Origin of the sequence: Collinsella sp. An271, assembly GCF_002159695.1 — a bacterium.
GTDB lineage: Bacteria > Actinomycetota > Coriobacteriia > Coriobacteriales > Coriobacteriaceae > Collinsella > Collinsella ihumii.
Genome location: NZ_NFJE01000002.1, coordinates 24,793 through 39,002 on the forward strand (window position 1 = coordinate 24,793; position 14,210 = coordinate 39,002).

A 14,210-nucleotide genomic window follows, 5' to 3' on the forward strand; every position below is an offset into this window, starting at 1 on the left:
CACCGCGCGCATACAGGACCCCGGAATCCGCCCGTCGCGCGGTGGCGGAGCGCGAAAGGCGCCCCGGAAGACCGCAGCTCACGTATAGGCCATCCATCTTTGCGCGCAGCGCCCCGCGCGACCGTGCCTCCGCGTCCTACACGAGGGGACGGATTGGTCTACGCTTCCCTAGAGCCTGTGGCGCTCGAGCCATGCGAGCACGTCGGTCTCGACCTGGGCACGGATGGGCTCGTTGAGGATCTCGTGGCGAGCCCCGGGATAGATGATCTCGTCGACGTCTTCGATACCCGCCGCACGGCACTGCTCGACGGCGCGATGGACACCGCGCCCGCGCTCCCCCACCGGGTCCTCGCCGCCCGCGATGAACAACATGGGAAGCCCGTGCGGGATGCGCGCGACCAGCTTGGGCGATTGCGCGTCGGCAGCGAGCCTTGAAAGCGTGCCGTACCCGCCGACGGTGAACACCTGGCCGGAGAGCGGATCGGAGAGATAGTCGTCGACGACCTCGGGGTCCGTAGAAATCCAGTCGACATCGGTCCGCGCGTCCTTGATGGCGCGGCCGAATCCGCCCGCCCCGAGCGCATGCGCGATGCGGCTCCGATGGCGCTCGCCGCGAACCGCCGACACGATACCCGTGAACACGCGGCCGACGCCCGTGAGCAGAAGCGGCTGCTGGCCGGTGCCGCAGATGATCGCGGCGCGGACGCCGAAGGCGTAGCGCGTGAGGTAGATGCGCGCGATGAAGCTGCCCATCGAGTGGCCGAACAGGATATAGGGGGTGGAGATGCCGAGCCGGGCGATCGCCTGCATGCGCAGCGCATGGACATCGCCGATCAGGACATCCTCGCCGTCCTTCAACGGCATATGGCCGAGTTCCTCCTCGGAGGCGGCGGTGCGGCCGTGGCCCACATGGTCGTTGGCGCACACCGCGAAGCCGTGGTCGCACAGGTACTCGATGAACGGCAGGTAGCGGCCCGCGTGCTCGGACATGCCGTGGATGATCTGGACAAGGCCGCGCCTTGCCGCAGGAGCCTCGGCATTCCCGTCGGGCTCCCACAGCCAGGCGCGCACGGTGGAGACGCCGTCGGCGCTGAGATAGGACAGGGCTGTGGTCTTCATGGGCGGACACCTCGCAACACGCGGTCGTTTCCCTACCATCCTAACGGGTCGCCCCGCCTTTGCGAGACCCTCATCGGTATCCGGCAGGCGGCGCCCCGGATCGGTCGCACAGCCCGGCAAACGACCGCGGGTCAAGAAAAGGGTGCCGGCGAGATCCAATCCCGCCGGCACCCTATCGACAACGATTGCTCGGCCGCTACACGGCGGCGAGGGCCTGCTCGACGTCGGCAATGAGGTCTTCGGTGTCCTCGATGCCGCAGGACAGACGCACCATGTCGGGCGCGATGCCGGCGGCAGCCAGCTCCTCGTCATTCATCTGACGGTGCGTGGCGTTGGCGGGGTGCAGCACGCAGGTGCGGGCGTCGGCGACATGGGTGGCGATCTGAGCGACCTTGAGGTTCTTCATGAACTCCTCCGCGGCAGCGCGGCCACCGACGAATCCGAAGCTCACCACGCCGCACGAGCCGTTGGGCAGGTACTTCTGGGCGAGCTCGTACCACGGGTCGGTGGGCAGGCCGGGGTACTTCACGAAGCGGACCTTGGGATGCTGGGCGAGGAACTCCGCCATCGCCTGGCCGTTCTTGCAATGCTGCGGCATGCGAACGTGCAGGCTCTCGAGGCCGAGATTCAGGTAGAACGCGTTTTGCGGCGACTGGATGCAGCCGAAGTCGCGCATGAGCTGCGAGGTCGCCTTGGTGATGTAGGCGCCGGCCTGGCCGAACTTCTCGGTGTAGACCACGCCGTGGTAGGTCTCGTCGGGCGTCGTGAGGCCGGGATACTTGTCCGCATGGGCATCCCAGTTGAAGTTGCCGGAGTCCACGATGGCTCCGCCCACGGCGGCGCCGTGGCCGTCCATGTACTTGGTGGTCGAATGCGTCACGATGTCGGCGCCCCACTCGATGGGGCGGCACATGATCGGCGTGGGGAACGTGTTGTCGACGATCAGGGGCACGCCGTGCGCATGCGCGGCGTTGGCGAAGCGCTCGATATCGAGCACGTCGAGCGCAGGATTGGCGATCGTCTCGCCGAAGACTGCCTTGGTGTTGGGCTGGAACGCCGCCTCGAGCTCCTCATCGGTGCAGTCGGGGGCCACGAACGTGCTCTGGACGCCCATGCGCTTCATGGTGTGCGCGATGAGGTTGTACGTGCCGCCGTAGATGGCGGAGCTCGCCACCACGTGGTCGCCCTCGCCTAGGATGTTGAACAGCGCGAAGAAGTTCGCCGCCTGGCCGGAGCTCGTCAGCATACCGGCGGCACCGCCCTCGAGCTCGGCGATCTTGGCCGCAACGGCGTCGTTGGTGGGGTTCTGCAGACGGGTGTAGAAATACCCCGCCTCCTCGAGGTCGAACAGACGACCCATGTGCTCGGACGTATCGTACTTCCACGTCGTCGACTGGTAGATGGGGACCTGACGGGGCTCGCCGTCGCCGGGACGATAGCCGCCCTGCACGCAGGTCGTTCCAAGATGCTCTGCCATGCTCTGCTCCTTTTGCTTGAGACGTTGCGTCGTTAGCAAGGATACTGCAAGGCGGCCGGTGCGGACACAGATGGCGAGCGATGTTTCGAACAAAAGTCATGCCGCGCCCGCGCGAAGATTGCGCGCGCGCCGATCATTGGTACCGCATAGGCCCCACGTTCGATGCCCCATCCGCCCGCCCAGGCTCCATTTCTAGGCATTCTCCCTGCTCTAGGCTATAGTTTTCTCTATATGGAGCATGCCTTCTTCTCACTGCAGCATAAACGGACCGGACAAGGGGGCGATTGCATGCACGCTATCTCAAGCATCGGAACAGCCCGCCGTGCGGTGTGCGGGAACGCGGCGCCGAAGCATCGCCCCGTGGCGCCCTCGCCTGCCCCTTGTCGCCTCTTTTCGCGGAGCCCCATCCATGAGCAGGTCCGCTAGCTCCACTCGCACAACGGCGCTTCGCGGAAGCCACCTCCACCTTGCGCGCATGCACGCGACGGCCCGGCTCGCCGTCGCGCTTTCGCTGACCGCGACGGCCGTCGCCCTCACGCCATCGCTCGCCGCGGCAGAGCAGGACGCGACGGGTGCCGTAGACGAGACGATCGTCGACAGCACCGCGAGCACGCTTGCCGCCGACGGCCATGCGTTCGACGTGTACGCCGACCATGTCGACATCCAGATGTTCTCCGGACGCCAGACCCTGGATTCCGCGGATAACCTGCAGACGTTTTTCTTCACCATCCCTGCGGGCGTGGAGCTCGATGGGACCTGCACCATGAATCTGCTCGTCTCCGCCAGCGAGCATCTCGATGACGACCTCGCGCTGACCATCAGCCTGAACGGAACGGTCGTGCAGTCGATCCCCGTGCAGAAGATCGGATCGGACGGGACCGGTTGGCTCGTCTGCAACATCCCCTCCCAGGTCTTCAAGGTGGGCGCGACCAATTCGGTCACGCTTGCGCTCGTCCTCGCCGACGTCTCCTCCGACGCCTCCGACGTGCAGGATTACGAGGCACGCTTCACCTCGAGCGATACGAGCAACTGGGTCGAATTCGACGCGTCGTCCACCATGCAGATGCGCGTGAAGAGCCTGCCCGCCTGCACGAACGCGACGTGGTACCCCCTGCAGTTCGGCAGCGTGCTGAGCGACCCCAAGACCTCGCTCTCCTTCATCACCGACGGCCAGACATCATCGCGCAACGCCGCCTTGTGCATCGCATCGGCATTCGGCGCGCAGGTCCCCTACCAGTCGGCCATCGACCTGAGCGCGGCGGGCAGCGCCGAGGAGGCAAACGTGCTGGTCGGAGGCATTTCCGACTGGAAGGGCCTGTTCGGCGACCTCGATGTGGCGCGCGCCGGCGACGGGGAGGGCATCGTCGCGACCGCGGGCTCGGTCTCGTACACGTCGATCCCGCGCCTGCTGGTGTATGCGCAAGACGACCAAGGCCTCTCGCTTGCAGCGGACGCAGCATCCGATCCCGACACCATGGCCGAGCTCGAGGGAACCTCGGCGGTCATATCGTCCTTTGCATCGGCGTCCTCCGTGACGCCGGAGGAGCGCGCCGACGGCACCTACCAGCTCTCCGATTTCGGCTACGAAGACGTGACGCTGCAGGAATCGTCCGGCGAGATCGCCTCGTTTCGCCTGACACAGCCCGGAGGCGTCGCGAGCGGACCGGGCTCGACGGTGACCATCGAGTTCAGCCATTCGGACAACCTCGACCCTGCGCAGGCGGAGCTGACCGTCTACATCAACGACGAGCGCGTCGACAGCGTGAGCCTGTCTGACGCCAACGCCGACGCCGGAAGCCTCACCGTGTCGATTCCCCAAGCGGCTCGCACGAGCCCCATCATCGACGTGCGGGTCGAGGTCAACAACTACACCGGGGACGTCGACCCGACCAAGAGCGAGAACGCCGGCTCGACCACGATCTCGAGCTCCTCATCGGTGCATCTTGCCCACAGCGACGAGAGCATCAGCCCGTCGCTGAGCAGGCTGTTTGCATTTGCATCCACAAGCGGCGAGGAGGACGGGACGGTCGTCGTCCACGCCAACGGCTTCGATGACGCGCTGCTGAACCTCGCCATGCGCATCGGTCAGGCGAACCTGCAGGCCGTTGACTTCGAGCTGGCGGAGCCGAGCAGCACCGCAGACGAGCGGGACCGTACTCACGACCTCGTCTACATGAGAAGCGCCTCGACCATCGAGCTCCCCGACGAGATCGCGGAGGCGCTCGACGCCGTGCCGCGCTCGGACGGCGCGTACCGCACCGACCGGAGCCTTCCCCTCGATACCGACGATCTGGCCGACGCCGTCGTGTTTCAGACGGTGCCGTCGCCTTGGGACCCCGCGCGCACGGTGTACGTCATCACGTACCCGGAAGGCGCAGAGGACCGGGCCTGCGGCGTGCTGTGCAACGGAGAGATCCTCGGCGCCCTCGACGGGGCCATCGCCGCCGTCTCCGCGGACGGAACCGTCCTCTCCTGCGATACGACAAGCGTGCACAAGGCCGCCTCCGATGAAGCGGATTCCACCCAGACAGTGTTGCAGAGCCTGATCGGATACCTGCGCAGCCCCGTGGTAATCGCTTGCGGCATTGGCGGGCTGGCAACCGCGCTCATCGTGGCGATATTCCTGCTGGCGCGGCATATCTACCGCATGGGACGCGAGCGCGGGGCCGCGGAGGCCGCGGCGAATCGTGCCGAGCAGACAGCTCATGAGGACGCGGCCGTACACGAGTTGGGGGAAGAGGCCGACTCCGATTTCGGCATCGGATCGTTCACGTTCGAGGCACCGGCAAGCGATTTGGAACTGGTGGAAGCGGAAGCGCAGGATGAGGCCGAACACGGGACCGATGCCGAGACGGCGGCGGAGCCCGATGAAGCCGAGCAGGCACTGGGGACCGAAGCGGATACCAGGGCAGATCGCGAGCCAGCACCCATGACCGACGCCGCCGCTGCAGACGCGCCCGCAGCCGAGATGGAAGCCGAAGCGGAGGCGAGCCCTCGTTCTGAGGTGGAATCGAAAGACGAGCCCGCAGATCTTGCTTCGCCATCGGAGCCCGCGCGCGCGGTCGAGACTCGCAGGCGCAAGCAGGTCCCCGGCTACTACGTCTACGACGACTGACGCCACGATCCGCCATGCGGGCGCCCTCGGATTCTGTCCCGCACTCTTTCCGCCCAGTGCCCCGCCCCCCAGATCGACGGTACGCTATAGGCACGCCGCCCTATCGAGAGTACGCCATAGGCACGTTTTTCGTCTGAAAGCGTGCCTATGGCGTACCGTGGATTGAGCTGTGTGCCTATAGCGTACCGTCGTTCACGCGCCCGCGCTCCAGGATTCCCGCCACACCCCATACGTTCGCTCATTCATGAATCAACGGAGCGCTTTTTGGCGTTTGCCCAGGATTCTCATTTTTGACACCCCCGTTCATTCATGAATGAACGGGACGAGGGCGCCTAGAACTCGGCGAACCGCGGAGAACCGACGTCGACGTCCTCTTTTCCGGCAAGCAGCTCGGTGAGAGCGGCCAGAAACGGCTCCTCCTCCCCCGCCTTGAAGACAAGGTGCAGGCACACCGAATCGGTGAAGTCCGTTCCCGAGACGTGCGCGCCGGCATGGTCCGCCACGTGCAGCACCTGCTCGTACTGAGGATAGGCGATGCGAACATCCACCGGCACGACGCTCGTCATCTCGACGAGCTGGCCCGCCGCGCGCGCCGCCTCGATCGCCGCCTGCGCCGCCGCCGTGTACGCGCGCACCAGGCCGCCCGGCCCGAGCAACGTGCCGCCGAAATACCGGGTCGTCACGCAGCAGACGTCGCGCAGGTTCGCTCCGCGCAGCACCTCGAGCGTGGGCATGCCGCTTGTGCGCTGCGGCTCGCCGTCATCGCTTGCCCGTTCGCGGCCGTCCGCCAGAATCCACGCCGGCACGTTATGACGCGCGTCGAAATGGCGGGCGCGCATGGCCGCCTGGTGGGCAGCAGCCTCCTGCTCGGTCTCCACGTGCACAAGCTGGGCGATGAACCGGCTCTTGCGGTCGATGAACTCGCCGGTCGCTTCGACCCCTGCCCGCATCGTGATATAGCTCTCCATACCCGTCCCTCGAACTCAACATGGCGAAAACGAACCGCTACCAATCGTATCAAGTTTTGCAGGAAGACGGGCCGGGACCATAGGCGTCGGGCGATTCTGCCGTAAGGAGCCAGACCGATGCGACGCAAAAAAACAAACGGACCCCATGCAAGCGACATGGGGCCCGTTATCGGCTTCGCAAAACGTACCGTCAATCTCCCGCAGGCGCGAAAGCGATTGACCGGCGCATTCCTAGCTGTTCTTCATCACGATGGAGCCAACCGTGTCGGCAACGTGCTCGACGCTGTCGACGCAATACTCCAAGAACGTGTAGACCTCGTGCCACGTGAACACCTGCATGGGGTCGTCGCACGACGTGTGCAGCTTGCGCATGGCGTTGATGTAGACCTGGTCGGCCTCCTCCTCGATCGAGTTGATCGCGATGACATGCTCGCGCAGGGAGTTGGTGCGCCTGAACTGCGGCAGTTCCTCCAAAAGCTTGCACATCTCCTGGCAGCTGCGCTCGATCATCTCGACGAGCTGCAGCGCGTCGGGACGGATGGACTGGATGTTGTCGAAGTACAGCCGAAGCAGCACGCCCTCGATCCGGTCGACCACGGTGTCGAGGTAGTCGCTCACCTCGGCCAGGTCCTCGCGGTCGATCGGCGTCACGAACGCCGTGCTCAGGGCGTCGAGCACCTGATGCTTGTGCTCGTCCGCCTGCTGCTCGATCGCATGCATGGCGTCGATGTTCTCGCCGATGCGATCAGAGTCGAACGTGCGCATGATGTCGGCGAGCAGCTGAGCCGCCTGGCATGCGAGTTGACCGCACGAGGTGAACGAATCGAAGTAGAAAGAATCCTTTTTCCTGGCCACGAGACCTGCCTCCCAAGTAGCAGTCGCTATACTTTCATCTTTCGCGCGCAGACAGACGGCCCGCGAAAGTCCATTGCGAAACGGTTGATACGGACGTTAGAACAGCAGCATGAACAGCTTGGCCATGACGAAGCTGATAAGGCCGCATCCCGGGAACGTGAAGACCCACGTGAGCATCATGTCGCGCACGACGCTCATGTTGATCGCCGAGAGACGCTTGACGGCGCCCACGCCCATGATGGCGCTCGTCTTGGTGTGCGTGGTGGACACGGGAATGCCGAACACGGTCGAGAGCAGGATGCAGAACGCGCCGGCAAGGTCGGCCGAGAAGCCCTGGAAGCGCTCGAGCTTGACCATGTCCATGCCCACGGACTTGATAATCTTCTCGCCGCCCACGCTCGTGCCGACACCCATGACCGTGGAGCACAGGAGCATCAGCCACACCGGGATGACCGCGCCCGAGAGGTCGGGCTGCCCGTTGGCGAACGCGACGCCGAGCAGCAGCACGCCGATGAACTTCTGGCCGTCCTGCGCACCGTGCATGAAGCTCATGGCCGCCGCGGCGAAGATCTGCAGGTACTTGAAGGCCCCGTTGGCTTTGCGCCGATCTACGTTCGCGCAAAGATACGTCAGTGCCTTGCAGATCGCCCAGCCGATGGCGAAACCGAGAACAAGGCTCAGCACCAGGCCGTAGATGACCTTGATCCACTCCTGGCCGTTGACGCCGTCCAGACCGTTCTGGATGGCGAGCGCGGCGCCGGTGAGGCCGGCGATCAGGCTGTGGCTCTCGCTCGTGGGGATGCCGAATATCGACGCGCCCACGCTGTAGACCACGATGGAGAACATCGCCGCGCACAAGGCGATCAGCGCTTCGTGGGCGTTGCCGCCAAAGTCGACCATATTGGAGATTGTTGAGGCTACTGATGCGTTGAGGTGCGTCATGATCAAGACGCCCAAGAAATTGAAGATCGCGCTCATGATGATCGCGGGACGCACGTTCATGCAGCGCGTCGAGATGCAGGTGGCGATAGCGTTGGGGGCATCCGTCCATCCGTTGACGAAGATGACCCCGAGGGTAAGCAACACCGATATCGCCATGATCGGGTTCGAGGTTACTTGACCCAAGAATTCAGCTAGAGAGACTTCCAAGACGCCAACTCCTCCGTCGTAACGCATGCGCATACAGTCCGAACGATCGGTGGAGCACCCGGGTCGTTGGGACCATACAGCACAATAGGGCGGGCATTATTGTGAAACAGCCCGTGGACCTGCGCGTATGCGCGTGACAAGGGTATCACTTTACCGTTTCTTAGCCAATACGTTACAAGCAACCTTGTTTGTAAGCTCTTTGTAAGCTCGAGGTAAGCCAACCCCTGATAGACAGTGTGAGAGATCGCCCGAGGCCGCGCCTCGCTCGGGCGCGGCATGCTATAATGCCCTTCGCAAAGCGGGCCAGACGGTCGCGCGACCGAAACGTCCATTTCGGCGTGAGGAAAGTCCGGGCTCCACAGGGCAGGATGCTGGCTAACGGCCAGGCGGGGCAACCCGACGGATCAGTGCCGCAGAAAAGAAGACTCCCACCTACGGCGTGCCGTAAAGGGAAAAGCTGAAACGGTGGTGTAAGAGACCACCAGCGTCGTGGCAACACGGCGGCTTGGTAAACCCCATCCGGAGCAAGCGCAAATAGGGGCGCCATGGGTCGGCCCGACCCGCGTCCGGGTAGCGTGCGAGGAGCCGCATGGAGACATGCGCGCCGAGATAAATGACCGTCCTCGACAGAACCCGGCTTATCGGCCCGCTTTGCCCTTCTTATTCTCATTACGCACATCGGGGACGCAAGCGCATGGAGCCTGCGTCCCCGATCGCGTTCAGGGGCCGCAACGAGAAAAGGCCGGCTGCACAGGTAGTGCAACCGGCCCTAGAGACTGCAAAATAGCCTGAAACCTAGTCGAGGTCGTCAACGCCGAAGTTGTCGATCGGGGCAAACGGATCGGCGACCGGGGTGGGCATCGGTGCGGGAGCGGGCTCGGGCACCGGGGTGGGCGTGGTCATGGGCGCCGGATCGGCCGCAGGCACCGCGGCGGCGGAACCGCTCGGGGTGGAGCTCAGCAGGTCCTTGGGGAACGAGTTCTGGGCGTCGTCCATGAAGTGCTGAATGAGCTTGAGGTACTCGCTCTTGAACTCCTCGCGGGAGGCCTTGAGACGGTCAATCTCCTCGATCTCGGTCTGCTTCTCGGCGAGCGCCTGGCGGATGACCTCGCGCGCCTTGGCGTCGGCCTCGTTGCGGATGCGCTCGGCGTTCTCGCGCGCCTCGGAGATGATGTTGTCGGCGGTCTGCTGGGCGGCGATGAGCGCAGCGGAGATCTGACGCTCGCTGGCGGTGTACTCGGGCGCCGGAGCGGGTGCGGGGGCGGCAACGGGCTCGGCCTGGGCGGCAGCCTGAGCGGCGGCGAGCTGGGCCTGCGTATCGGCCAGATCCTGCTCGGCGGAGGTCAGGCGACCCTTCAGATCGACAATCTTGTTGAGCATGGCGTCGACTTCGGCAGAGACCTGCTCGAGGAACACATCGACCTCTCCGGGATCATAACCGCGCTTGGCCTCGGAGAAGGTCTGCGCCTGGATGTCAGCAGGTGTGATAGCCATGGTAGTTCTCCTTTTCGTCACTGAGGCGCATCCAGGATGCGGCGTGCGCCTCGTGTCATCTTACAGCAAAATGTTGACGAGCAGCCGAAAACCGAGGTTCAACGCAAGAAGCGCAATAACCGGCGAGAAGTCGAGACCGCCCATCGGGGGGATGATGCGGCGGAACAGATTGAGATACGGCCCGACCAGGCTGTTGAGGACCATCGCCACATCGTACATAAATCCACCCTGTCGGATGGGAAAGAAGCTGAACAGGCAGTAGACGACGATCAGAATCTCGTAGAAATTCACGAGCGTCGAGAGCACTTGAAGCAAGGTGTAAATTGGTATCGAACTCCTCGGTTACTTGAGATAGCCGTCGTCCCGCAGCTTGGCGAGGTCGGAATCCTTGATCTCGCAGCCCTGGGGCAGGACGATGAAGACGCGGTCCCCCAGCTCCTTGACCGAGGCGCCGAGGCCGCAGGCGAAACCGTAGCTGAAGTCGAGCACGCGCTTGGCGATCTCGGTGCGGACGCCCACGAAGACGAGCGCGACCGGCTGGCGGGTGCGCACGCGGCGCACGACCGTCTCGACGTCGTCATAGCTCTCGGGGCGCAGGATGTAGGCGGGCAGCTGCGGATTGCCGTTGACCACGGCGCTGATGTGCGCGGTGGTGTCGGCTGCTGCCGGAGAGGGCGCGTATGCGCTCGCGGCGGCCTGGCGACGCGTCTCGGCATAGCTCGAGGGCGTGTCGTAGGCGCCGGGGCGGTACGCGGCGTCGGCGCTGCGCGCCGGCGGGTTGAACGTCGTGGCGTGACGATCGGCATCGCCTACGAGCTGGCCGCTGCGCGTGTACACGGCGACCGACTCGGCCTCGCCGCGATGGGTCTGGCCCAGCACGCCATGGCTGGATTCCTGGGGCTCGTATCCGTAGGACTCGGATTGGCCGTAGCCGCGCTCGTCGTAGGAACCGTCGGCTTCATCGTAGTAGCCGTCGGCGTAGCCCTCCTCGTCTCCATACGAATCGTTCCCGAAACCGCGATTCGTGCGCTCAGAAATCCTGTTCTTGATGTCGTCTAGAAAGCTCACGATGGTACCTCTCTGCCCGTGGTGCATGTGGCGTATAGATGGTGCAGGTCGGGCATGCGCCCAGACACCCCTATTGTAGTGCAAAAGAAGGGTCGAACACCACTCGCCCAAGGCGAACGATGGTAGAACCCTCCTCGAGCGCGATCTCGAAGTCCTCGCTCATGCCGCACGAGAGCTCCGGAAGCACGATGCCGTGGGCGACCTGAAGCTCATCGCGCAGGTCGCGCAGGCCCGAAAACGTCCGGCGCGCGGCATCTTTATCCCCTCTGGGGGCCATGGTCATAAGGCCGCGGATGCGAATACCCATAAGCTCCACGAGTTGACCCATGCAGGCGCGCAGCTCGTCCGGGGCGAAACCCGACTTGGACTCCTCGCCGCTGACGTTGACCTCGAGCAGCACATCAACCGGAGCCTCAAGCTCGCCCGCCTCGATGCGCCGCGCCGCGCGGCTGGACACCGCCTCGGCAAGGTGCTGGGAACGGATGGAGTGGATGAGCTGGGCGCGGCCGAGCACAGCGTTGATCTTGTTGGTCTGCAGGTTGCCGATCATATCGAAGCGCACCGGCGGAAGGCCGTCGCGCTCGGCCAGGTCCGCGAGCTTGCGGACGAGCTCCTGGGGGCGGTTCTCGCCGAAGGTGCGGTACCCCGCGCGAATCGCGGCGATAACCTCGTCCGTGCCGACCGTCTTGGAGACGGCGATGAGCAGCGCGTCGTCCGCACCGCGCCCGGCGCGTGCCAAGGCATCCGCCATGCGCTCGCAGATCTCCTGGCGACGGCGTGAAATCAGTTCTTCATAGCGTTCCATAGGTGCCTCTTTATCTGTTGCGGTACGAACACCATGGTAACGCGAAAGCACGGCCCCGCCTGCGCGAAGCCGTGCTTTGGCAATCGTCTGTACATATATGCCAGATGTCAGACGACCGATCGTATGCGAAGGAGGCTACTCCTCGTCGAGGACCTCGTCGTCATCGCCGGCGGCAGCGCGCGCGATGAGGGCCTTGAGGCCGTCGGTGATCTCGTCCTCAGGCAGGTTGGACACATAGCGGGCATCGGAGACCGGCTGCAGGATGACGTCCTCGCCGGACGGGATGCGCATGGACTCCAGCTCGTCCTCGTCGATCTCGGCGATATCGGAGATGCTCAGGCGCTGGCCGGTGAGCAGGAAGGACAGGGAGCTCGTCGCATCGATGGAGATGCTCGCGATGCGGTCGAGGTACCGGGAGACCATGATGGCGCGGCGCAGGTCGTCGTAGGAGCTGTCGTCTGCGAGCTCGACGGAGGACATGCGGTTGTATGCGCGGAAGAACTCCTCGTAGAGCTCGTGCACCGTGTCGTCCTGCACGAGCAGCTCGCGCATGAGGGACAGATCGTTGCACACGAGCACCGAGATGCAGCGGCCCACGATCTTGTAGACGTAGGAGGCCTCCTGCTCGATGATCTCGACGAGCTCGGCGGGCAGCTCGATGTCGGAGTTCACCTTGTGCTTGGCGGCGCGGGCGATGCGGCGGACCTTGTCGCAGATGCGCTGCAGGTTGAACTCGATGTTGATGACGGTCTGGAGCAGGCGGAAGTCGGAAGCGACCGGGCTCTGGGTGGCGATCAGGTTGTAGCACACGGCCTCGAGGTTCGCGCAGCGGGCATCGATCTGCAGGGTCTTCTGCTGGGCCTTGCTGGCAAGCTTCTTGTCGTTGGTCACGAAGGCGCGGACCGCATCGTGCATCGTCAAATCGAGTGCCTCGTAGATGGAAAGCATCTCGTGACGCGCCTCAACCAGCTGACGTGAGAACATCTTACGCATTACTGAATCTCCAATCGGTCGACTTAGGTATCTCTACCCGCCAACGACGTGTACGTGCGACTCGTCCACAGAACGGCTCGCGTTCGGAAAAGACCACACTTAGTGTACAGAGGCGATGTCAAGCGCATGTAAAGACTGCGCAGGAATCTGATTACACGCATGCCGGGGGGTGCAAATCGGGGACGTACCTGTTGCGTGCACGCGTGCCGGGTGTCCCCGGCACGCGTGCACGCAACAGGTACGTCCCCGATTTGCACCCCCCGGCACCCGGCACGCGCCCCGATTTGCACCGGCCCAGAAGGCCCCATCAGCGCATGAGGGCCACGGCGGCGTGCCTGCCGCAGGTTCCCGCTTCCTTGCGATAGGAGAAGAACCGGTCGTTTTCGCGCATCGTCGACAGCCCCGTGTCGCATATGGCGTCCGCGGAAAGCCCCTCCCCTTCCAGCGCCTCCGCTATCGCGGCCGACAGGTCGAGCAGACGTGCGGCGTTCATCTCGATCCGGTCGAACCGGTCGGCGAAACGCTGGAGCAGATCGCGCGAGACCTCGTACTCATCGCCGAGGATGTGCGGACCGATATAGGCGCGGATGCTCGCAGGGTCCTCTCCGGTGCGGTCCATGAGGATGCGGGCCGCCTTGGCGGAGATGGCGGCGATCGTCCCCTTCCAGCCGGAATGGACGACCGCAAACCCTCCGGGACAGGTGAGCACGACCGGCACGCAGTCGGCGAAGCAGAGCATGACCGGGACGTCGGGGACGGTGCAGACGATGGCGTCCGCCCCCGCCGCGATCAGCTCGCGGACGCGGGAAAGAGCCTCGGGTTCGGCCGAGTCGACGACGACCACGTCGTCCCCATGGACCTGATTGGGAACGAGCAGGTTGTCAACAAGGTCCTCCGCGCCGAGCGCCGCGAGGACGCGGCGACGGTTCTCGGCCACGGCTTTGGGATCGTCCCCCACATGGGCGCCCAGATTCAACGATTCGTACGGGGCCTGGGAAACCCCGCCGGTGCGCTCGGTAAACGCGAACCTGACCGGACCGTCGAAACCCTCCACCAGCGAAACCGTCCCGTGCTGCACGCGCTCGACCATAGTCGGCCTCCCTTCAATCGATTCTGAGCATAGTATCCCCCGCCTGCCGCATCCATGACGCGCGCGGGCGATTTCTC

The 14,210-nt window shown here is 64.5% G+C and carries 12 protein-coding genes and 1 other RNA gene; 2 read left to right on the top strand and 11 right to left on the bottom strand.

Annotation, left to right across the window (positions count from 1 at the left end; all coding sequences use genetic code 11):
• Positions 1-168 precede the first annotated feature (168 nt).
• Complete coding sequence (locus tag B5F74_RS01745) at positions 169-1,119, bottom strand: alpha/beta fold hydrolase (protein WP_087199524.1); 951 nt, start codon at positions 1,117-1,119, stop codon at positions 169-171.
• Positions 1,120-1,315: 196 nt separating this feature from the next.
• Positions 1,316-2,596 carry an O-acetylhomoserine aminocarboxypropyltransferase/cysteine synthase family protein gene (locus B5F74_RS01750; protein WP_066832964.1) on the bottom strand — a complete coding sequence of 427 codons (1,281 nt, stop codon included), beginning with the start codon at positions 2,594-2,596 and terminating at the stop codon, positions 1,316-1,318.
• A gap of 409 nt (positions 2,597-3,005) precedes the next feature.
• On the opposite strand from B5F74_RS01750, the gene B5F74_RS01755 reads away from it, so the two are divergent.
• Positions 3,006-5,711: a cellulose biosynthesis cyclic di-GMP-binding regulatory protein BcsB gene (locus B5F74_RS01755; protein ID WP_158095662.1), complete on the top strand. Its 2,706-nt coding sequence runs from the start codon at positions 3,006-3,008 to the stop codon at positions 5,709-5,711.
• Between the two features lie 332 nt (positions 5,712-6,043).
• Here B5F74_RS01755 and B5F74_RS01760 read toward each other — a convergent pair whose 3' ends face one another.
• The 3 genes from B5F74_RS01760 to B5F74_RS01770 all read right to left on the bottom strand — a co-directional run bounded on the left by B5F74_RS01760 (position 6,044) and on the right by B5F74_RS01770 (position 8,683).
• Complete coding sequence (locus tag B5F74_RS01760) at positions 6,044-6,679, bottom strand: YigZ family protein (RefSeq protein WP_087199527.1); 636 nt, start codon at positions 6,677-6,679, stop codon at positions 6,044-6,046.
• Between the two features lie 231 nt (positions 6,680-6,910).
• Complete coding sequence (locus B5F74_RS01765) at positions 6,911-7,534, bottom strand: DUF47 family protein (RefSeq protein ID WP_087199529.1); 624 nt, start codon at positions 7,532-7,534, stop codon at positions 6,911-6,913.
• A 96-nt stretch (positions 7,535-7,630) separates the two neighbouring features.
• Entirely contained in the window at positions 7,631-8,683 is a 1,053-nt protein-coding gene (locus B5F74_RS01770) for an inorganic phosphate transporter (protein WP_066832973.1), read from the bottom strand.
• 295 nt (positions 8,684-8,978) lie between these two features.
• Here B5F74_RS01770 and rnpB point away from each other — a divergent pair.
• Positions 8,979-9,340: RNase P RNA component class A (gene rnpB, locus B5F74_RS01775), an RNA gene on the top strand.
• Between the two features lie 138 nt (positions 9,341-9,478).
• Here rnpB and B5F74_RS01780 read toward each other — a convergent pair.
• The 6 genes from B5F74_RS01780 to B5F74_RS01805 form a co-directional block, all read right to left on the bottom strand.
• Positions 9,479-10,177: a DivIVA domain-containing protein gene (locus B5F74_RS01780; protein ID WP_087199531.1), complete on the bottom strand. Its 699-nt coding sequence runs from the start codon at positions 10,175-10,177 to the stop codon at positions 9,479-9,481.
• A gap of 60 nt (positions 10,178-10,237) precedes the next feature.
• Entirely contained in the window at positions 10,238-10,483 is a 246-nt protein-coding gene (locus tag B5F74_RS01785; RefSeq protein ID WP_273341262.1) for a YggT family protein, read from the bottom strand.
• Between the two features lie 36 nt (positions 10,484-10,519).
• Positions 10,520-11,245, bottom strand: a complete 726-nt coding sequence (locus B5F74_RS01790; protein WP_066832981.1) for a cell division protein SepF — start codon at positions 11,243-11,245, stop codon at positions 10,520-10,522.
• Between the two features lie 70 nt (positions 11,246-11,315).
• On the bottom strand, positions 11,316-12,050 hold the full coding sequence (locus tag B5F74_RS01795) for a YggS family pyridoxal phosphate-dependent enzyme (RefSeq protein WP_087199535.1): 735 nt from the start codon (positions 12,048-12,050) through the stop codon (positions 11,316-11,318).
• Between the two features lie 135 nt (positions 12,051-12,185).
• Complete coding sequence (locus B5F74_RS01800) at positions 12,186-13,043, bottom strand: PhoU domain-containing protein (protein WP_087199537.1); 858 nt, start codon at positions 13,041-13,043, stop codon at positions 12,186-12,188.
• A gap of 307 nt (positions 13,044-13,350) precedes the next feature.
• Positions 13,351-14,133 (bottom strand): polyphenol oxidase family protein, encoded by a 783-nt coding sequence (locus tag B5F74_RS01805; protein ID WP_087199539.1) that lies wholly within the window; start codon positions 14,131-14,133, stop codon positions 13,351-13,353.
• Positions 14,134-14,210 lie beyond the last annotated feature (77 nt).